This is a genomic window from Rickettsiella endosymbiont of Xylota segnis (assembly GCF_964019545.1).
Lineage (GTDB): Bacteria > Pseudomonadota > Gammaproteobacteria > Diplorickettsiales > Diplorickettsiaceae > Aquirickettsiella.
The window spans coordinates 245,100-264,444 of record NZ_OZ026451.1 but is presented as its reverse complement, the minus strand read 5'-3'; the positions used below and the strand labels follow the sequence as shown (position 1 = coordinate 264,444).

General features: G+C 35.9%; 20 protein-coding genes. 11 read left to right on the top strand and 9 right to left on the bottom strand.

Features of this window, described 5'->3' with window-relative positions; all coding sequences use genetic code 11:
- Nucleotides 1–74: 74 nt before the first annotated feature.
- The 3 genes from AACL18_RS01215 to AACL18_RS01205 all read right to left on the bottom strand — a co-directional run bounded on the left by AACL18_RS01215 (nucleotide 75) and on the right by AACL18_RS01205 (nucleotide 5,906).
- The gene (locus tag AACL18_RS01215) at nucleotides 75–3,158 is read right to left on the bottom strand and encodes an efflux RND transporter permease subunit (RefSeq protein WP_339050839.1); all 3,084 of its coding nucleotides are present in this window, start codon (nucleotides 3,156–3,158) and stop codon (nucleotides 75–77) included.
- Nucleotides 3,159–3,233: 75 nt separating this feature from the next.
- Nucleotides 3,234–4,385 (bottom strand): efflux RND transporter periplasmic adaptor subunit, encoded by a 1,152-nt coding sequence (locus AACL18_RS01210; RefSeq protein WP_339050837.1) that lies wholly within the window; start codon nucleotides 4,383–4,385, stop codon nucleotides 3,234–3,236.
- Between the two features lie 12 nt (nucleotides 4,386–4,397).
- Nucleotides 4,398–5,906 carry an efflux transporter outer membrane subunit gene (locus tag AACL18_RS01205; RefSeq protein WP_339050836.1) on the bottom strand — a complete coding sequence of 503 codons (1,509 nt, stop codon included), beginning with the start codon at nucleotides 5,904–5,906 and terminating at the stop codon, nucleotides 4,398–4,400.
- A 253-nt stretch (nucleotides 5,907–6,159) separates the two neighbouring features.
- Here AACL18_RS01205 and AACL18_RS01200 point away from each other — a divergent pair, with 253 nt between their 5' ends.
- Nucleotides 6,160–7,062, top strand: coding sequence for a DMT family transporter (locus tag AACL18_RS01200; protein WP_339050835.1), 903 nt, complete (start codon nucleotides 6,160–6,162; stop codon nucleotides 7,060–7,062).
- A gap of 158 nt (nucleotides 7,063–7,220) precedes the next feature.
- Here AACL18_RS01200 and pepN read toward each other — a convergent pair whose 3' ends face one another.
- Nucleotides 7,221–9,860: an aminopeptidase N gene (gene pepN / locus AACL18_RS01195; protein WP_339050833.1), complete on the bottom strand. Its 2,640-nt coding sequence runs from the start codon at nucleotides 9,858–9,860 to the stop codon at nucleotides 7,221–7,223.
- A gap of 11 nt (nucleotides 9,861–9,871) precedes the next feature.
- Nucleotides 9,872–10,750, bottom strand: a complete 879-nt coding sequence (locus AACL18_RS01190; protein WP_339050832.1) for a DMT family transporter — start codon at nucleotides 10,748–10,750, stop codon at nucleotides 9,872–9,874.
- 175 nt (nucleotides 10,751–10,925) lie between these two features.
- Between AACL18_RS01190 and dapB the strand changes: the two genes are divergently transcribed.
- Together dapB and rsmG are read left to right on the top strand one after the other, a co-directional pair.
- On the top strand, nucleotides 10,926–11,657 hold the full coding sequence (gene dapB, locus AACL18_RS01185; RefSeq protein WP_339050831.1) for a 4-hydroxy-tetrahydrodipicolinate reductase: 732 nt from the start codon (nucleotides 10,926–10,928) through the stop codon (nucleotides 11,655–11,657).
- A 37-nt stretch (nucleotides 11,658–11,694) separates the two neighbouring features.
- Nucleotides 11,695–12,330 (top strand): 16S rRNA (guanine(527)-N(7))-methyltransferase RsmG, encoded by a 636-nt coding sequence (rsmG, locus tag AACL18_RS01180; RefSeq protein WP_339050830.1) that lies wholly within the window; start codon nucleotides 11,695–11,697, stop codon nucleotides 12,328–12,330.
- A gap of 510 nt (nucleotides 12,331–12,840) precedes the next feature.
- Here rsmG and AACL18_RS01175 read toward each other — a convergent pair.
- From AACL18_RS01175 to AACL18_RS01160, 4 genes are all read right to left on the bottom strand, one after another.
- Nucleotides 12,841–13,047, bottom strand: coding sequence for a transposase (locus AACL18_RS01175; protein ID WP_339050829.1), 207 nt, complete (start codon nucleotides 13,045–13,047; stop codon nucleotides 12,841–12,843).
- Between the two features lie 12 nt (nucleotides 13,048–13,059).
- The gene (locus AACL18_RS01170; RefSeq protein ID WP_339050828.1) at nucleotides 13,060–14,037 is read right to left on the bottom strand and encodes an Rpn family recombination-promoting nuclease/putative transposase; all 978 of its coding nucleotides are present in this window, start codon (nucleotides 14,035–14,037) and stop codon (nucleotides 13,060–13,062) included.
- Between the two features lie 148 nt (nucleotides 14,038–14,185).
- Complete coding sequence (locus AACL18_RS01165) at nucleotides 14,186–14,308, bottom strand: hypothetical protein (RefSeq protein ID WP_339050827.1); 123 nt, start codon at nucleotides 14,306–14,308, stop codon at nucleotides 14,186–14,188.
- Nucleotides 14,305–14,520: a hypothetical protein gene (locus AACL18_RS01160; RefSeq protein ID WP_071661855.1), complete on the bottom strand. Its 216-nt coding sequence runs from the start codon at nucleotides 14,518–14,520 to the stop codon at nucleotides 14,305–14,307. Before AACL18_RS01160 ends, AACL18_RS01165 begins: the two co-directional genes overlap by 4 nt.
- An 88-nt stretch (nucleotides 14,521–14,608) precedes the next feature.
- On the opposite strand from AACL18_RS01160, the gene AACL18_RS01155 reads away from it, so the two are divergent.
- The 8 genes from AACL18_RS01155 (at nucleotide 14,609) to AACL18_RS01120 (ending at nucleotide 19,324) form a co-directional block, all read left to right on the top strand.
- Nucleotides 14,609–14,791 carry a hypothetical protein gene (locus tag AACL18_RS01155; RefSeq protein WP_071661854.1) on the top strand — a complete coding sequence of 61 codons (183 nt, stop codon included), beginning with the start codon at nucleotides 14,609–14,611 and terminating at the stop codon, nucleotides 14,789–14,791.
- Between the two features lie 119 nt (nucleotides 14,792–14,910).
- Nucleotides 14,911–15,243, top strand: coding sequence for a hypothetical protein (locus AACL18_RS01150; protein ID WP_339050822.1), 333 nt, complete (start codon nucleotides 14,911–14,913; stop codon nucleotides 15,241–15,243).
- Complete coding sequence (locus AACL18_RS01145; RefSeq protein WP_339050819.1) at nucleotides 15,236–15,718, top strand: hypothetical protein; 483 nt, start codon at nucleotides 15,236–15,238, stop codon at nucleotides 15,716–15,718. The genes AACL18_RS01150 and AACL18_RS01145 overlap by 8 nt, the downstream gene beginning before the upstream one ends.
- A complete protein-coding gene (locus AACL18_RS01140; RefSeq protein WP_339050817.1) occupies nucleotides 15,696–16,526 on the top strand; it encodes a PD-(D/E)XK nuclease-like domain-containing protein in 831 nt (276 codons plus the stop codon). Before AACL18_RS01145 ends, AACL18_RS01140 begins: the two co-directional genes overlap by 23 nt.
- Before the next feature lie 13 nt (nucleotides 16,527–16,539).
- Complete coding sequence (locus AACL18_RS01135; protein ID WP_339050816.1) at nucleotides 16,540–17,319, top strand: hypothetical protein; 780 nt, start codon at nucleotides 16,540–16,542, stop codon at nucleotides 17,317–17,319.
- A 331-nt stretch (nucleotides 17,320–17,650) separates the two neighbouring features.
- The gene (locus AACL18_RS01130) at nucleotides 17,651–18,118 is read left to right on the top strand and encodes a helix-turn-helix transcriptional regulator (protein WP_339050815.1); all 468 of its coding nucleotides are present in this window, start codon (nucleotides 17,651–17,653) and stop codon (nucleotides 18,116–18,118) included.
- A 34-nt stretch (nucleotides 18,119–18,152) separates the two neighbouring features.
- Nucleotides 18,153–18,578: a hypothetical protein gene (locus AACL18_RS01125; RefSeq protein ID WP_339050814.1), complete on the top strand. Its 426-nt coding sequence runs from the start codon at nucleotides 18,153–18,155 to the stop codon at nucleotides 18,576–18,578.
- Between the two features lie 23 nt (nucleotides 18,579–18,601).
- Nucleotides 18,602–19,324, top strand: coding sequence for a hypothetical protein (locus AACL18_RS01120; protein WP_339050813.1), 723 nt, complete (start codon nucleotides 18,602–18,604; stop codon nucleotides 19,322–19,324).
- The last annotated feature ends 21 nt before the right edge of the window (nucleotides 19,325–19,345 follow it).

Here is a 19,345-nt window from a genome sequence, read left to right as displayed (position 1 = left end):
TCTACATCCCTATAAAAGATTCACAGTGTTGCCAAAGCTTAACAACTCTTGTTAAATATCTCAAATAAATAGACTTATCCATTTAATACCGGATCACTTGGCAGATCACTTGCAGTATGCACTTGATGATCCTGAGCTAATAATAAGTACATAGCAGGCACAACAAACAAAGTAAATAAAGTACCAATAGAAATACCAGAAGCAATGACTAAGCCGATATTAAAGCGACTAATTGCGCCTGCGCCAGACGCTAAAATTAAGGGAATAACTCCTAAAACCATTGAAGCTGTAGTCATTAAAATAGGACGGAGCCGAATGCCAGCAGCCATTTGAATTGCTTCCTGTTTATTATGGCCTTCTTGTTGCAAATCATTTGCAAATTGCACAATCAAAATTCCGTGCTTACTAATTAAACCTATTAATGTCACTAAACCCACTTCAGTATAAATATTTAAACTCGCTCCCCCTACTCCTAAACTTATAAAGATAAGTGCACCACAAATTGACATTGGCACACTGATTAAAATAATTAATGGATCGCGAAAACTTTCAAATTGAGCTGCTAAACAAAGAAAGATAATAATTAGGGCTAAGAAAAAGGTTAAAATCAAAGCGCTACTTTCTTGCTGATATTGACGTGATTGAGCTGCGTAATCCATATTGTAGTTTTCTGGAAATATTTTTTTAGCTATTTTCTGCAATCCTTGTAATGCATCGCCCATAGTGACACCCGGAAAAGGAACCGCTGAAATAGTGGCCGAATTAAGTTGCTGAAAATGATTAATCGATTCTGGCACCACAATAGTTTTTAATCGCGCAATCGTCGATAAAGGAATCACTGCACCATTTGGAATCTTTAAATAATAATTCAGTAATTGTTCGGCATTCAAACGCGAACCTCGCATCACTTGAGGAATAACCTGGTAAGATCGACCATCAAAATTAAAATAATTAATATAGTTCTCACTCATCGCAGAGGCTAATAAATCTCCCACATCTGCCATCGTTAAACCCAATTGCGCTGCTTTATCACGATCGAGTTGTATTGCTGATTGAGGTTTATCTAATTTAAGATCACTATCTAAATAAACAAAGAGTCCACTCTTACGCGCTTCGTCTAATAATACTTGGGAAATGTCATTCAATTTTACATAATCATCCGTAGTAGTAATAACAAATTGCACAGGTAATCCACTACCTCCCCCAGGCAAAGAAGGTTTTTGAAAGGCAGCTACTCTTGCTCCTGCTATGCCATCAAATAAATGTTGTATCTGTGGTTGGAGTTGATTAGTTGTGCGTTTGCGTTCATTCCATGGTTTAAAGACCATTCCACCAATACTGGTATTAAGCCCATTAACTCCATCTAATTGAAAGACATGATCAGTTTCAGGATAAGATTGAAAAATTTTGAATACTTGATTGGAATATAATTGTGTTTGCTGCAAAGCCGCATTAGGTGCTGCAGTTAATAAGCTAATAATAAGCCCTTGATCTTCTTGAGGGGCTAGCTCATTTTTAGAAGTTGCATACAAAAAATAAATACTACTTAAAATAATTAATGCAAATACTATCGTCACTTGAACATTCTTTAATGAACCTTGCAAAAGATGTTCATAATAATCACGTAATTTATCGAATTTTTCATCGATAAAACCAACAAAACCTCTGTGTTGATCCTTAACACTCGGTTTTAAGGAGAGAGAGCACATCATGGGAGAAAGTGTTAAGGCAATAATCGCAGAAATTCCAACCGCTCCGGCTAATGTGAAAGCAAATTCAGTAAATAATGCGCCGGTTAATCCCCCCATAAAACCTATTGGTACATAAACTGCAATTAAAACCACAGAAATTGAAATAATAGGAATAGCTAACTCGCGTGCACCTTTAATAGCCGCTTTGAGAGGTGATTGACCCGATTCGATATGCCGATAAATATTTTCTACAATAATAATTGCATCATCGACAACCAAACCTATGGCTAATACCAAGGCTAACAAAGTGAGTAAATTGATTGTATATCCCAATAACAACATAATAAAAAATGCCCCTATTAAGGATAAGGGCATAGCAATCACTGGAATTATTACTGAACGAAGAGAACCCAAAAATAAAAAGATAACTAACGTAACAATCACTAAGGCTTCTATCAAACTGGTCATCACCTCATGGATAGAACTATTGATATAACGACTTTCGTCATAAACAATCTTTCCATTTAAACCCTGCGGCAACTGTGCAGTTATGTTCGGCATGGCTTTGCGTATATTTTTGATAACAGAAAGTACGTTTGCAGTGGGGGCCACTTTAATGCCGATATACACGGCCGGTTTATTATCAAACTTTACGGTAGTGTCATAACTTTGTGAACCTAAAGTCACTTTAGCCACATCTCTTAAACGTATAATGGCGCCATTTTGTGCTTTGACAATTAAGTTCTGAAACTGTTCTACGTTGTTTAATCCTGTATTTATGGTTAAATCGACTGTAACCATATCACCTTTCGTGCGTCCAACAGCAGCAATAAAATCATTGTTAGCTAATGCGTTAGCCACATCATCAGCACCTAAACCATAGGAAGCTAATTTGGCTGGGTCTAACCAGGCACGAAGTGAAAATAAATGCTGTCCAACGATTTCGGCTTGCTGAACACCTTTTACCGCTTGAAATTTTGGTTGTACCACTCGAATCAAATAATCAGTAATTTGATTGCTGGCTAACTTAGGGCTATAAAATCCGATATACATGGAGTCGATCGTTTCACCAATTGCTATATTTAATGTCGGTTGTTGAGATTGCTTAGGCAATTGATTGATAACAGCATTAACTTTGGTATTAATTTCAGTTAATGCTTTATTCGGATCGTAATTCAGTAACAAATTAGCTTGTATGGAACTACTACCTTGTGTACTACTTGAAGTTAAATAATCAATTCCTTGCGCCTGTGCAATAGAATTTTCTAAAGGGGTAGTGATAAATCCAGCAATTAAAGCGGGATCAGCACCGGTATATACCGTAGAAACGGTTATCACTGCATTCTCTGTATAAGGATATTGTCGAACCTGCAGTAAAGTTAACGAACGTATTCCTAGCACCAAGATTAATAAACTAATCACTGTTGCTAACACAGGTCGCTGAATAAAAATATCCGTAAAGCGCATAAAAACAGCTATCCTTAAACTAAAACAAGCTCATTTTATTAAAAAAATGACTTATATAACTCCCTTTTTGTTTCATTATTCATCAATAGCTATCGGTGCAGGATTATTATTTGGTATCACAGAATTATTAATCACCACACTACTGCCATTTTTAAGTTTGAGTTGCCCGCTGGTAACAATCATTTCACCTTCTTTTAAACCACCCAAGATAGCAATTTGATCGCCGCGTTTTTCACCCGTTGTCACAAAAGTTTGTAGTACGGTAAGTTGTGGTTTTCCATTTTTATCTTTTCCTTTTTGTTGCACGATATAGGCTATCTCTCCATAAGGATTAAAACTGATCGCTGTCTGTGGCAGCGTTAAATATTGTTTCATTGGGCTGGTTTGCACTTCGGCTGAAACAAACATACCAGGATATATTTCAGACTGCGGATTTGCGATGGTGGCTTCAATCTGCACATTCCGTGTATTAACATCCACAATAGGATTGATGGTAGTCACTTTTCCAGTAAAAATTTTATCTGGGTAGGTGTCAGTTTTAATGTTAACTATAGATCCTATATGTAATTGCGCTAACTTTTGCTGTGGAATAAAAAAATCAGCATAAAGTGGATCTAAAGCTTGCAAAGTAACGACTTGATCACCCGGATTGAGATATTGACCTACGTTCACAGTCGAAACACCTAAACGACCAGTAAACGGTGCTTTTAAGGTTTTTTTAGCAACAATGGCTTCTTGTTGCGCGACTTGTGCTTGTAAATTTTTTAGATTTTGTTCATCCGTATCCAGCACGGCTTTACTGATTGCTTTGACAGCAAATTGTGCACTATCCCGATGATATATAATTTCAGCTAATTTCTCTTGTGCTTCTAATGAGTGTAATAAGGCTATGTCTGAGTCCGCATTGAGTTGGACTAAAACATCTCCCTCTTTAACCTCCGTGCCTGGTTTCAAATAAACTGTGCGCACCAATCCGGCTAATTCTGTGGTGACATACACACCATTCACAGATCGCATACTGCCATAGGTCAAAATCTTTGGTTGCCACCATGAATATTGAACGCGCATGGCGGAAACCGTGACGACCGGTGCAGCATTCTTTTGCATCGCATGTCGAATAAAGAGATGCTTAATAGCTTGATAACCGAAAACCAGAATAAAAAGCACCCCAACACTGATCAACATGATGATCATGGGTCTATTAAAATGCTTTTTTAATCTATGCATGATTGTGATCCTCTACTGGCAATTCGAGTTCCACCATCCACCCCCTAAAGCTTGAAATAAAGCAGCTGTATCTGCATATCGACTGGCTTCTGCTTGTACCAAACTAATGCGCGTTTGCTGATATTGTCGTTGTGCATCTAATAGTGAAAGGTAACTTACACTGCCTAAATAAAATTGTTGTTTAACCAAATACAAATTAGCATAAGCCGCTGTTTCAGCCTGTTTTTGTGCGCGCATTTCTCGAGCATCCGCTTCAATTGCCCGTAACGTATCCGCTACATTTTTAAAAGCCTGTAGCACAACTTCTTGATACTGGGCAGCAGCGGCATCATAAGCAGCAATGGCCGCACGACGTTCAGCAAGTAAAGCCCCACCACGAAATAACGGTTGAAATAATGCCCCACCAATATTCCACAAGTTGCTTTGCGAACCAAACACTTGACTACCTACAGAATTAGATTTACCCCAAGAACCACTGAGCGTAAATTGTGGATATAGATTAGCCGTAGCAACGCCTATTTGAGCATTAGCCGCTTCCCACAATGCTTCAGCCGCACGCACATCAGGTCTCTGTCGAACTAAAGCAGAAGGTACACTCAAGGGCAGTTTAGTCGGTAAGTGCAATTCATTTAAATCCAAAGAAGGAATGATATGTCTTTCACTAGGGAAAGCACCGACCAAAATAGCAAGTAAATGGCGTGTTTGTGCCCAACTTTTTTCTAAAGGGGGCAAAGTTGCTTGAGTTTGCGCCAATTGTGTTTGTTGCGCGACAACTTCAATTTGTGAAACACCGCCGAGATCAAATTGTTTTTTTATAATCGCCAATTGTTGAGCCTGTTCTCGTATCAATTGCTTAGTAACACAAATTTGTCTATGCAACGAGGCTACGGTAATTGCGGTGGTCACAATATTCGACGTTAAACTCAGATATGCCGCGCGAAGTTCAAAATATTGATATTCTACTTGGGATTGCAAACCTTGTATTTGCCGGCGCATTCCTCCAAAAAAATCAAGCAGATAAGAAGCATTGACTGAAGCATTGAACAGATTAAATACTGATGAAGGAATCCCACTGGTAGTTACTGAGTTATTCGTAGCGTTGGAGGAATTAAAAAAACCTGTATTGGAACCACGTTGTGCTGTCACTTGGGCTGCGATATTTGGAAACAAATTATTTCCTATACCCGCACTTAGATTCTCCTGTGCTTCAAGTAAAGTCGCTTTAGCCGCTCGCAAATTGGGGCTGTTGGTTATACCTTGGCAAATGAGTTTATTTATTTTAGACGAATGGAATAAACGCCACCATTCTGCGGAAATGTATTTAGCCAGAATAAACTGCTGTGACGCCCCTCCATGACCTGGCGCGTTGGCAGTTCTACAAGGCCAAGGAGGTTTTGTATAATGATTTACTTTTGGAGGCTCAGGTGATGCAAAATCAGGCCCCACCAGGCAAGCACTGAGACTACCCAACATCACGGCAATCATGGAAAATTGATAACAGCTCCTGTAGAAAACCCACATTTAATATCTGTCCATTTTTACTCTGTTTTGTATACACATTTTTCTTAATGTGTACTTTCATATCATAGACGATATTTTTAGAACTTAGTTGAAAATCGAAATGAATTCTGTCTCATTCACGCCTAATCAAGCTGATATAAAACTTATCAGTACACTCACAACAAACTATGCTTTAATTAAATAATCAGAAGCCTAACTTCACCCTTTGGTAATAAAGAACAAGCAGCTTGCTTCTCTTATTGGAGCTTAATTTATGGTCAAATATCTAAAAAGAATTGGTTCAGAAAAAAAACGTCAACTTGCTCTATTGTATTTAGTAATCGGGGCTGTAGCGATAGGTTTTGCTCCTATTTTTGTCCGATTAAGCGAAGTGGGTCCCATTGCGACAGGATTTTGGCGAGTGGCTATTGCTTTTCCGATTTTAACCTTACTTTCCATAGGACAAGGTTATACACGTCCGGATGATAGGCATGTCCCCCTTTTAAAAGATTATCTTTGGTTATTATTTTCTGGTGTTTTATTTGGCGGCGACCTAGCCACATGGCATCTTTCTATTCAATATACCACCATCGCCAACTCGACTTTAATTGCTAACTTTTCGCCTATCCTTATCGCTTTATGGGGATGGATTGTTTTACGCAGACAACCACAAAAAAAATTAGTAATTGGTTTATTATTAGCCATTTTAGGTATAGCTGTTTTAATCCATCCTAGCTTACATATGGACAAAAATATCCGCATTGGTGATGGGTTAGCCTTTATTACTGCTTTTTTCTATGCCGGATATTTATTAGTACTGAATCGTGCACGTAAAAAATTTACTGCCTTTTCAAGTATGGCGATATCAACTTTTGCCAGCATGCTTACCTTGCTTATCATCACATGCCTCTCTGGCGAGCTTGCTATGCCGCAAACAGAAACCGCTTGGATCATTTTATTTGCTTTAGCATTGTTTGCGCATATTTTAGGGCAAGGATTAATTGCTTATGCCTTGCCCTATTTACCCGTTACCTTTTCATCAACCGCTTTGCTTATCCAACCGATGGTCGCGGCCATGGCAGGTTGGTACTTTTTTGCAGAGTATCTAGGTTTTAGTCAAATGATCGGCATGTTAATCGCCTTAGTCGGTATCTTTTTAGCCAAACAAACCATTTAGAATACATTTACAATTACACTCAATGATGGCCAAAAAGAATCGTTTTTCTGCGTTTCGCTCACATACTCCGTGTATGCTCCGTTACGATACTTAAAAAATAACCCTTCTTCGCTCATCCTTAATCTTCTAAAAATTTAAATACGCGAATATAAAATAATTTATAGCAAGCTCTTACTCACCATCTCAAACACATCTGAAGAAAGTCCCGGTATTTTGATAAGTTTCTCTAGCTGCTCGCGCATCAAAGTCTGACGACCAGCATCAAAACGCTTCCACTGTGTAAAAGGTTTTACCAAGCGTGCGGCTATTTGAGGATTTATAGGATCAAGATGTTGTATTTGTTCACTTAAAAACAAATAACCCACACCGGAACGATCGTGAAATTGACTACGGTTTTCTGAAGAAAAAACACCAATCAGCGATCGAATTTTATTTGGATTCTTATAATCAAAAGCAGGATGCTTTAGTAATTTTTTAACCTGATGTAAGGTATCTGGTAGAGGAGCTCGTGCTTGTATGGCCAACCATTTGCAAACCACTAAAGAATTAGTCGAATTGTTTTCATAAAACTCTTTTAAAAAACGATCTCTTTGCGATAAATTATGATTAACAATTTCACTTAATGCCACAATCCGATCGGTTAAATTATCAGCTTTCCTATAATGTTCGACACAAAGATGATGCACACTAGGATCTTGCAATAACATGAGATAAGTTAAACTTATGTTCGCTAGACGTCGATTGGCTACCGATTGTTTATCAAAAACGTAAGGCTTTAAATCATGACAACTTTGATAGCAATGTAAAAAATTATTTTCTAGTTTTTTAACTAACTCAAAACGTAACCATTCTCTTTCTTCGTGAATACCATCGATATCAATCATAGGCATTTGTTCTGCCAAAGAAGCTTCGCTCGGTAAACTCAATAGTTCCGCTAATAAATCCTTACTGTCCTGACTGTCATCTGCAAATAGAATTTTATATCCCTTAATCAGTTGATTGACTGCTGAATCTTCCGCAGCAGCTGAGGATTGAATACGGCTTAATACAATTCTATTGGCCAATTCCTGTGTAGCATCCCAGCGATTAAAGCCATCGGTATCAGATTGCATTAAAAATGCAAGATCTTCATCAGAATATTTAACCTTCAATTTTACTGGTGCAGAAAAATTTCTTAATAAAGACGGTATAGGTTTAGCATCGACATTAACAAATTGAAAAACATGCTCAAATTCTTTAAGCTTTAATGTACATTGTGTTCCCATTGATGTTGCATCACCGACTAATTGTAAATCAATTGGATGACCCTCTGGATTCAATAAAGCCATGACTAAAGGAATATAAAAAGGTTTCTTAGTTGCTTGGTTCGGCGTAGGAGGACAATGTTGTTTAAGAATCAAATCAAACGTTTTGTCTTCGAATGAATAATGATAATCAATCTGTAATTCAGGTGTTCCGGATTGCTTATACCAACGACGAAATTGTTGCAGATCATAACCACTTCCTTTTTCGATTGATTTAACAAAATCTTCTATAGTGACTGCCTGTCCATCATGAGAAGTAAAATAATCATCCATACCTTTACGAAATAATTTTGGACCCACTAAGACCTTCATCATACGAATGATTTCAGCACCTTTTTCATATACGGTCATGGTATAAAAATTATTGATTTCCATATAAGAATCAGGCTGCACGGGATGTGCTAAAGGACCTGCATCTTCTGCAAATTGCATAGCTCTTAATTGTCTTACAGTATTGATTCGCTCAGTCGCCGGGTTACCAATCGATTCACTAAATTCCTGTTCACGAAAAACGGTCAATCCTTCTTTAAGACTTAATTGAAACCAATCGCGACAAGTAATCCGATCACCCGTCCAATTATGAAAATATTCATGGCCCACCACTTTAGTAATATAACTATAATCTGCATCGGTCGCTGAATTCGGATCCGCCAAAATAGTCTGTGCATTAAAAATATTAAGTCCTTTATTTTCCATTGCACCCATATTGAAATCATCGATGACAGCAATCATAAATATGTCTAAATCATATTCACGACCATAAGCTTGTTCATCCCAAAACATGGCTTTTTTTAACGATTCCATCGCATGATGACATTTATTTTTCTCACCTTTTTCTGAAAAAATTTGTAATTTTATTTTTCGTTGCGATTGAGTTACGAATTCATCTTGTATATGTTCTAAATCACCTGCAACTAATGCAAATAAATAACTAGGTTTTTTGAAAGGGTCTTCCCAAGTAATGGAATGTTGATTATGTCCTAAATCCTGCACTGCGATATTATTTCCGTTAGATAACAAAATGGGATATTTCGTTTTGTCAGCGATAATAGTAGTCGTATAGCGCGCTAATACATCCGGTCTATCTAAAAAATAAGTGATACGACGAAAACCTTCTGCCTCACATTGAGTACAAAAAATTCCTCGAGAAACATACAATCCACTTAACGCAGTATTTTCCTTTGGCTTAATTCTATTTTCAATCTCAAGACTAAATTGATCAGGCACTTGAAGAATGACTAATTCCTGATCCTTAAGTTGATATTCTTTAGTAGATAAAGATCGACCATCGAGTTTAATAAAAACCAATTCACAATTCTCGCCCTGCAAAATCAGCGGTTTATTTTTATTTTCTGGTGCCGAGTCACGAATGATTGTCAAACGTGAGTTAACTTGAGTCGAATTTTCATCTAACTTAAAGGTTAATTCAACCGTATTAATTAAAAAGTTAGGTGGAGTGTAATCTTTAAGAAAGGTAGTTTTTACTTCAGTCATTTTATTACCTATTATTTGATGAGAGGATCAGATTCTTTTTTCATATTCACTATCGCCGGAAGAATTAAACTTAACAATAATAGTGAGCCACCAACAACTGTGGTTTTAGCCAGCATTTCATGATTAATAAGCACGCCAAATAGGCTTGCAAATACCGGTTCTAAAGCAAATATCAACGCCGCTTTGGGGGCACTTGTAAATTTTTGGTATTTATTTTGCAAATAATACGCCAAACTGGTAGCAAATACAGCACAAAATAAGATGCCCACTAAAGCTTGCGGTTGCAAAGCAGCAATAAAAGAATGGCCTTTAGTAAATAAAAAGACAAACGGTACTGTAAACAAAAGTTGATAAAAAGCTAATAATTGATAATCACCTATTAATTGATTAATACGTTGTAGGTAAGTAATTTGTAAAGAAAAAAAGATAGCACCCAAAAAAACCCATAGTTCACCATGTCCTATATAAAAATGTTTGATATCCATTAAGACATACAGACCTATAAATCCTATGCCCGCACACAATAAATCCAAGCTGCTCGGTTTTTCTAATTTAAACAACGGCGCTAGAAAGGGCACTAAAATAACACTTGCACCCGTTATAAACGCCGCGCGCGAGGAATGCACTGTCTGCAAACCGATGGTTTGACAAAGATAAGCTCCCGCATTCAGAATACCAATGATTAAGCTGCCACGCAAAATAGTTCGGGTCGTATTTTGAAGCAAAATCCAGACATTAGGCAACAAAACCAACGTAGCTAAAGCAAAACGTAAACTTACAAATACAAAGGGATCGACTTCAGTCAACGCATTTCGTGTCAGGGGAAAAGTAATCCCCCACATCAAGGTTGCTAAAAGAAGATAAAGATTTGCTTTACTAGATAATTTCATAAAATATATACTCGTAGGAATTGGATTTTTGGAAAGGCGCCGTGAGAATGAAGCAACGGTAATGTATTCAAGATACATGAGGATTGCGAGTTAAGCAGCAACCAGCCAAAAATTCACATGCGAAGAATATAGAGTATAGTCACTCCCATTCCTAGCAACAACAGGAGAATTTACCGTGTCTATTCGAGTTCTTGTTAACGGCGCTGCGGGCCGCATGGGGCAAACCACTGTTAAATTTATTCATGCGGATAAAACTTTAGACTTGGTTGGAGAAACATACGGTAAAGACGATCTAAAAAAATCTATACTCGCTGCAAAAGCCGATATTGTCATTGATTTCACCAATGCGGCCGTCGTATACGAAAACACCAAAAATATTATCTTAGCCGGTGCTCATCCTGTTATCGGGACCAGTGGTTTACTTCCGGAACAAATACAAGAATTTCAAAATCTTTGCGCTGAGAAAAGTTTAGGCGGAATTATTGCACCGAATTTTTGTATAGGTGCTTTATTAATGATGCGCTTTGCCGAAAAAGCCGCGCAGTATTTTTCCGAATGCGAAATTATAGAAACACATCATGAAAATAAATTGGATGCTCCTTCTGCAACCGCTATAAAAACAGCTGAATTAATTAGTTTTGCCAGAAAAAAACAACCTAGCCCCAAAAAAATTCATGAAACATTAGTTGGCGCCCGTGGTGCCGTTAAAGATCAAATCCCGATACATGCCTTACGTCTACCAGGATTTCTCGCCAAGCAAGATGTAATATTTGGTCATCTCGGTGGAAATTTGGTTATTGCCCATGAAACAATAGACCGTAATGCCTTTATGCCCGGCGTATTATTGGCTTGCAAAAAGGTCATATCGTTAAAAAAGTTAGTTTATGGCTTAGAAACTTTTTTATAAAAAATCAATGCACTATGACTTAGGCGGAAAAATCTACATGGCCGATTTTAAACAATTATATGCTGAACTTTTAAAACAATTAAACGAAAATCATTTTAACATTGATAATATTACCAGCAAAAAATTAATTGAATATGTGTTGCTATTGCATAAATGGAATCAGATACATAATTTAACTAGTATTCGCGATCCTTTGCAGATGCTCATCAAACATATTATCGATAGTCTTGTTATTAGTCCTTATTTAAAAGGTCCACGCATTCTTGATGTTGGCACAGGCGCTGGTTTACCGGGTCTTCCTTTAGCGCTTACACATCCTCAATATCGTTTTGCATTATTAGATAGTAATGGAAAAAAAACCCGTTTCTTAACACATGTCATACAGACTTTAATGATGACTAATGTAGATATTATTCCTTTGCGCGTCGAGAAATATCATCCTGAAAATTGTTTTAACTCTGTGGTGAGCCGTGCCTTTAGCCAGCTCAATGAATTTTTACAGAAAACAAAACATTTATGCTGCGAAAATGGAATTTTTTTAGCTATGAAAGGTCAGTATCCTGCAGAAGAAATCAATATATTAGATACAAATTTCAAAGTAATTGCAGTCGAAGCTTTGCAAATTGTGGGGCTTGATGAAAAAAGACATGTATTGATCGTCGGTTTAAATTGATAATCAATAAAATTTTCTTTATTAATTTCTTGTTAGTTAAGAAATAATTAATTATTCAACAAAAAAATTCACTCCCGCTATCAAGGATAAAAAAATGCCAACCTCTTAGTATCAATAACTCTCCCGTATATAAACTTAAATATAACGATAGATAGTAGCTAACCGCTAGCTGAGTAAGTTATAAACTGTTAGAATGCCGACTCTTTTTGGAGTTGCGCCCGTAGCTCAGCTGGATAGAGTACCAGGCTACGAACTTGGTATTTAGTTTAATAAATAATTAATAATCAACAACTTGCGGTATCTTGGTTGCACTACAATTTATCTAGAACGACTGTAGTGACGTTAGAATTAACGTCACTGCGTTACAAATTCCCTACATTGTTTTTTTTATCTGAGTCAGATTTTTAAAAATTTTTTTCAGTAGTTAAGCTAAAGCGAGTAGTAAATACTTTTCATTTCTCAGGTGATTGGAAAGGCCTATTGAGTTAAAACCAAATCAGATATAGATCTTTAAGATTCTTCGAGCTCAAGTAAGTCTTGTCTAGAAAGACCAGTCATTTCCTTAATAAAATTATGTAAAACAACAGTAATAAACTCCGGATCATTTCTCATAGCAAGCATTCTTTTGGCAATTTTTAAAGCGTAACTACGCCGACCTTCTTCAACGCCACGTTTAAAATTTTCTTCAAATTGTTGTTGTTCTGTTGTTTGGGCCATAATTGTAAAAATCTATACGTCTTCTAACTCGAGTAATTCTTGCTCAGAAAGGCCACTTGCTGATTTAATAGTAGCTAAGGGAACATTCTGCTTTAATAAATTTCTTACGAGTGCTAAAACCTCTTGTCGGCCTTGTTGTAGGCCTTGTTGAAGACCTTCTTGTTTTAGCTGTTGGGCTAAAGTGCCCATGAATTCTTGTTTATACTCTTCTTTTAACTGTTGGGCAAAAGTCATAATTGTTTTCCTCGCTGGTTCTTCTGGAAAGGCTTTAATTAGCTCTTCAATTAAGTGCTGAGCAGCCTTTGGTTCACTGTCATCCTGACTCGTATTTACTATATAGTTTAACATATCCGTAAGATAGGAAATATTAAGCTGTTTGATTATATTTTGTACAAATTGACTTTCAAGTAATCTCCTCATTATAGACAAGAAATTTTTATCCCTTTGGTGCTTAAAAAGCATCTCCATAAGGCCCACTAAGCCATGTGATTTAATTTCCTCATCCGATAGAATAGTCAAATCAATCAATTTAAACGGTTTAAAAGCTATTTCTTTTGCAAAATCTGGCTGTTCAAAACAGTCATAAAGACAAGTAGAATAAGGATAAGGAGACTTGTCTCCATGATACATACAAAAAGGTAAAATAATGGGTAATTTGGCATGTCCTTGCTTGAGATGCTCATAGCTTAGAGAAACAATGGCATGAAGAAAGCGAAAAGCCATTAAAGGATCATCAGTAGATTGATGTTCTAGCAAAAAGAATAAATATCCTGGTACTTTATTAATAAGACATTTATAAATAACGTCACTATGAATTTCACGAAGCTGTGGGACAATAAAACTTTTTTCTGTTAATTGGAGAGAATTAATATCAATCTTATTGTAAAGCTGCGGTGCTAAATATGATTTTAAAAAATCAATAGCTACTCTTTTATCCTTAAGATTCCGTTTAAAAAATTTATCATGCGGCTGATGAATAGTAGTTTTCACTTCTTGTTATCCTTATTGTGATTTAGTAGAAAGAAGTTTATCGCAACATGTCTAAAACGGTAATAATAAATCTATATTCTGAATAAGAGATTATCTCTGTATTAGTCCGTTAGATAAATAAGTCTTTTCAAAAAAACTTACCGGCCAATTATATATTTTTCTTTTTTGCAGATTTTGAATGTCTAATTTCATCGTCAATAATTAATATAGCGCCAAATCCTATTACACAAGCAGCTATAATAATTGGTAAGAATGATAAAAATATTTTCATTGTTTATTTTTCCTCAGTCCTAAATATAAAGATATTGCACCTATTGTTGTTAATGACGCAGAGGTTAAAGACATAGTCCAAAAATCTATGCCCACATAATGGTTTATAAATACTCCAACAACGCCTGCCGTGATAAAATTAACCCCGATTTTTCTAAAATCTTCTTTTAGGGCTTTTAGATTAATAGATTTCTCTATTTTCTCTAATAACATTCCAATTCCTTATAATCTGTATTATTTTTATTTAATAACATACATACTATATACTACTAGAGTTCTATAAGTCTAGGGGATTAAATTAGTGCCTAAATTAGTTAAAAAAAGTGAAAAAGCAACACTAGTAATTGAAATGCCAAAAGAAATGTGGGAACAACTTAGATGGCTATCATTCAACACAAAAGTTAGCATGTCAGAAATATGCAGAAAAGGAATAGAAAAAACATTAAAAGAAAATTTAAAAAAATTTCCTACTCCTCCTGCTTGACACATGTAATGCTAGGATCCTATAATACTAGGAATATAAGTACAAAATTATAGCGCTGATAATCAGAACTCGTAATTCTGACTACCAGCTAACCACAATCTACTTACTAGGAGTAAATCATGGCTAACGTGATACTAGATCAATTCGTCCATCTAAAACAACCCGCTTGTGATTATCTATCGCAAGCTTATGAAATTTCCCACCAACTCAATGATTTAATAGAAGCATTAAAAGATCTTCTATCCCTTATCCAAGAATATGCTAAGTCCTCGCATACACTGCTTGATAAGGGACATATACCTGTTAAAGATCTTGAAGATCTATACATTTGCCAAGTTCAAGGAATTAAGTACCTGAGGCTAGCAGCTAAAGAGTTTGAAGCTTTTAATGGTTTTGAACTCTATTCAAAAGCTTTAGAAAAATTAGAAAAACAGGAGGTAGCATATGCGTAATTTTAGAAGAAAACTAATACCATATAAAGCACTTGGCAACACGACTTATTCCAGTGATCCTAAGCTTTATATGAATAATAAAAATAAACCGCTTTGGGATGATTTTAATTCCTTGATTGAACAAGCCGTTGTTCATCAAAAAGCCTCTCTTTATAGTGATCTGAATGAAGAAATGAAATGGGCTTTAGCTGTTACCGCTCTTCGTGAAAATAAAACGGAGATCTTAGATGCAGAATACGATCATTTTAATCAATTAGTTGCTGATGTGTTAGTCACTCGAGGCTCTTTTAAGAGTTTACGAAGACTCTATGATGAATTGGTTGCAACACTTATTGAATCGAAGCCTTCACAAGATGCACATGTAGCTTATTGCATTGATCGCGCTTTAGAAAAAGAAGAAGACAAACAAGCTTTTAATGCTGCCGAAGAAGCAGAGACTAAGGGTGGCTATTATGCTGAAGATTATTGCTTCTGACAAAAACATTAAACCAGGTCTCTATGATCTCTCCATAGAAGATTACCATCGCGGTCCAGGTCTTAGTCGTAGCGGTTTAATGGAGTTTAAGCGATCTCCCTATCACTATTGGTATAAGTATCTCAATCCAGATTATAAACCTGAGCCAGCAACCCCAGCTCAGACCATAGGTAATGCCTTACACACTTTAATCTTAGAACCTAATGAATTTAATAAAAGATACTTTGTTATTCCTGAGTTTAATAAAGCCACTAAGGAGGGAAAAGAACGTTGGCAACTTATCAAATCTGAATTAGGCAAGAAAGAAACCTTATCTGCCCATCAATATGAAATATTGCAAGCTATGACAGCAAGTCTTAAGAAGAATAAGCTGGCTACACAACTCATTGAATACGCAGAGATAGAACAATCTTTATATTGGACTGATCCGGATACCGGTATTTTATGTAAATGTCGTCCTGATATTTTGCGTAATAATTTAGTGTGTGATCTAAAGACAGCTCAGAATGGTAGTCCACGATCGTTTCAGTATGCCACATTCGATTATGGCTATTACATCCAAGCCGCCATGGTTAGAGAAGCGATAAAACAATTAAAACAAAAAATAATAAAAGACTTTCTGTTTTTGGTTATTGAAAAAGCTAGGCCTTATGCCATCTCTATCTATCAATTAGATGAAGCTTCCTTAGATAAGGGCTATCAAGAATTTAAAACACTATTAGTTCGTTATCAACATTGTCTAGAAAGCAATGATTGGCCCGCTTATACCATCCAAGAAGTTTCACTTCCCCGTTATGTGTTTTCTTAAATAGGAGAATAAAATGAATCAACCATTAATCAGCGATCAAGGAAAATTAGTCCGTGCAGAACTGGATATGCAGATTACTACTGCTAAGGCTTATCCAAGAAATCCAGATGACTTTATTCAGTTCGCAACACAATTAGCGACACAAGATGAAGAAACCGCCCAATCTTGCTTTTATTGTCTCACTAGAAAAAGCAAAGATGGAAAGATCACCGAAATTAAAGGCGCTTCTATTCGACTCGCTGAGATCGCAGCAGCCAGCTGGGGTAATCTCCATGCCGCAAGTCGGATTGTTGAAAATGATGGGAGAGCGATTACCGCAGAAGGTGTTGCTTGGGATTTAGAAAGAAATGTTCGTATTAGCAGTCAAGTCAAAAGAAGTATTGTTACTACAACCGGTGCAACCTACAGCAGTGACATGCAAACCTTAACAGGAAATGCGGCTAGCTCTATTGCTTTGCGTAATGCCATCTTCAAAGTAATTCCAAAAGCTTTGATCGATAGAGTTTATGATAAGGCGGTGCAGTATGCCGTAGGTGATCAAAAAACCTTAAGTACTCGTCGCAGTATGGTCTTTGAACGGTTTAGAAAACTAGGTGTGGGTCATTCAAAAATCTTTAAATACTTCAATAAAAATAGTTTTGAGGAATTCACCTTGGCTGATTTGGAGGATTTGATAGGAATTGGTACATCGATCAAAGATGGTTTTTTAGAAATTGATAAGGCCTTTGTCTTAGATGAAGAGACAACGCCCCTCAATGTCGAGGAGCGTGTCAAAAACTTACTTAATAATTAATCCTAACCGCCAACCCCGTTAAGGGGACACCGATAGAGTGCTTGAACACTCTACCGGTGCCTGGCCACAACCAATTCTACGAGGAATTGAATCATGGTTACATCCAGCTTATATCGATCGTTCGATCGAAGCAAATTATTAAACCTAAATAATCTTTTTTTTAAAAAAATCAATATCCTGTTTTTGGAAGTCAAATATCTTGAGTTCCAATTAAAGGAATTCCATCTAAATTGTTATATATTCAGAATATGCGTATCCAAAATAAAAATAGGATATGTAATGTTTACCGGTTTTTTATTTTTTTATAATCCCCAAATTTCAGGGGATTCAAATGGCTTATAGTAAAGAAAGGGAAGCTATTTGGTCTGACGTCCTCACTCGAGAAAAAGATCATTATCAATCACGTGCTCGATTATCACTAATCAAAAGGGGCATTAAAAATCCTAGTCCGCTACAACTGAGATTAGAGATACTTTTTCATTCACATAAAAATTTAAATAACGACGCCTTTTTAGGGGATCTTTCAGATCATGAACTAGGCTGTATTTTATTAACTGCATGGGGGTGGGAGGCAAAAGAAACGGGAAATGTCCTTGGAATTAAAGAAGATAGTGTTCATAAATTCCGTGCCCGAGTTTCTCAAAAATTAAATGCCAAAAATATACCCAATACTGTTTATAGGGCAAGTCAAGCAGGAATTTTAGCTGTTGATAATATTGATTTTCTGCTTTATCTAAAGAAAGAAAATTCTATCCAAAAAATCAATAAAACTCACGAAATCGAAAATATTTTAATCTGAAAAAGAAATTTAAAAAATTAATCATGGTGTCATCATGGAAAAAAATAAAACGATAAAACAATTTAAAGTAGATTATTCTTGGGACAATCGCGAAAAAGCATTAGTGTTTTCTTACCGCACAGAATTTATAAAAAAATTCATTACTATTGCTGAGGATAATTTTAAATTCTTTGTTAAACCACAGCAAAGTCTGGATTCATTTATTACGGAATTACATTTTTCAAAATATCATGTCATTTATTTAGATGTTGATCGTATTTTTTATAAATTGGATGAAATATTAACTGATATCAAAGAGAGTAAAAATAAAAAGACTAAACTTTATCTTGTTAGCTCAAATATAGAAAATTCTTACGCTCTTAAAAAACGTGATTTCCCTAAAAACATTTTTCTTCTATTGAATGGAGAAGAAATCATTTATCTCTCAGAAGATAGAAAATATATCTACAAAAAGTTTTAAATTCCATCCAGAGAAAAACTAATATGTCAATCGAAAATAATAATAAAACAGAAGCAATAAAAGCCTGTTTAGTAGTCCTTTTAGAGAGATTAGAAAACCAAAAACAAATTATTGCTACCCAAAAATCTTATATCTATATTGACGATAAGATAGCTCCCTATGTCCCGAGAGATGAATTAGAATCTCTCAATATAGGAACGAGTACATTAAGTAATTTAATCAATCAATTTAAATCCGTAGATGATCTTAATTCGGTAAAAAAGCTTAGGGAAACTGAATTACTTTTCTTAAAAACAGATAGTTTAAATGAGTTTAAATTTCCAGACTACCAATCAAATATTAGTCCAGATTTTTTAATCTTTGCTGATATTGAAATTCAACTAGATGCCTTGGATAAAAAAGCTTTAGAGCTACTTCATCGCGGGCATGAATTAGTCGGAACAGAAGCGAGTTGGGTAGTTCTTACATTACGCAATTCGAATCAATTTTATTTTCAAGAGAAAAAAATTAATTATTTTGAATATAAAACCAATGTATTGGCTATTTTTAATGAAGCCAGGCCTCTGTTAGAACAACATCGTGGCTGTAAAAAAATATTAACTAATCTTGCTGCACTGATTTCAACTTTAGGAATTGCCTTTATTGTCAATAAATGCATCAACAATCGTTATCTCTTCTTTCCAGAAACAAAAAGTTCTGAGCTGCTCATTGAGCTTGAGCATAGGGTCTCTAAATTAAATTCTTAACTTATTTTTTAGTTGAACAAG

Excerpts from the sequence above, each read along its gene's own strand:
- AACL18_RS01130 (WP_339050815.1), top strand. The coding sequence starts at position 17,651 with ATGGCTTATAGTAAAGAAAGGGAAGCTATTTGGTCTGACGTCCTCACT.
- AACL18_RS01200 (WP_339050835.1), top strand. The coding sequence starts at position 6,160 with ATGGTCAAATATCTAAAAAGAATTGGTTCAGAAAAAAAACGTCAACTT.
- AACL18_RS01210 (WP_339050837.1), bottom strand. The coding sequence starts at position 4,385 with ATGCATAGATTAAAAAAGCATTTTAATAGACCCATGATCATCATGTTG.
- AACL18_RS01135 (WP_339050816.1), top strand. The coding sequence starts at position 16,540 with ATGAATCAACCATTAATCAGCGATCAAGGAAAATTAGTCCGTGCAGAA.
- AACL18_RS01215 (WP_339050839.1), bottom strand. The coding sequence starts at position 3,158 with ATGCGCTTTACGGATATTTTTATTCAGCGACCTGTGTTAGCAACAGTG.
- AACL18_RS01125 (WP_339050814.1), top strand. The coding sequence starts at position 18,153 with ATGGAAAAAAATAAAACGATAAAACAATTTAAAGTAGATTATTCTTGG.
- rsmG (WP_339050830.1), top strand. The coding sequence starts at position 11,695 with ATGGCCGATTTTAAACAATTATATGCTGAACTTTTAAAACAATTAAAC.
- AACL18_RS01145 (WP_339050819.1), top strand. The coding sequence starts at position 15,236 with ATGCGTAATTTTAGAAGAAAACTAATACCATATAAAGCACTTGGCAAC.
- AACL18_RS01175 (WP_339050829.1), bottom strand. The coding sequence starts at position 13,047 with ATGGCCCAAACAACAGAACAACAACAATTTGAAGAAAATTTTAAACGT.
- AACL18_RS01120 (WP_339050813.1), top strand. The coding sequence starts at position 18,602 with ATGTCAATCGAAAATAATAATAAAACAGAAGCAATAAAAGCCTGTTTA.
- pepN (WP_339050833.1), bottom strand. The coding sequence starts at position 9,860 with ATGACTGAAGTAAAAACTACCTTTCTTAAAGATTACACTCCACCTAAC.
- AACL18_RS01160 (WP_071661855.1), bottom strand. The coding sequence starts at position 14,520 with ATGTTATTAGAGAAAATAGAGAAATCTATTAATCTAAAAGCCCTAAAA.
- AACL18_RS01205 (WP_339050836.1), bottom strand. The coding sequence starts at position 5,906 with ATGTGGGTTTTCTACAGGAGCTGTTATCAATTTTCCATGATTGCCGTG.
- AACL18_RS01190 (WP_339050832.1), bottom strand. The coding sequence starts at position 10,750 with ATGAAATTATCTAGTAAAGCAAATCTTTATCTTCTTTTAGCAACCTTG.
- AACL18_RS01165 (WP_339050827.1), bottom strand. The coding sequence starts at position 14,308 with ATGAAAATATTTTTATCATTCTTACCAATTATTATAGCTGCTTGTGTA.
- AACL18_RS01140 (WP_339050817.1), top strand. The coding sequence starts at position 15,696 with ATGCTGAAGATTATTGCTTCTGACAAAAACATTAAACCAGGTCTCTAT.
- AACL18_RS01150 (WP_339050822.1), top strand. The coding sequence starts at position 14,911 with ATGGCTAACGTGATACTAGATCAATTCGTCCATCTAAAACAACCCGCT.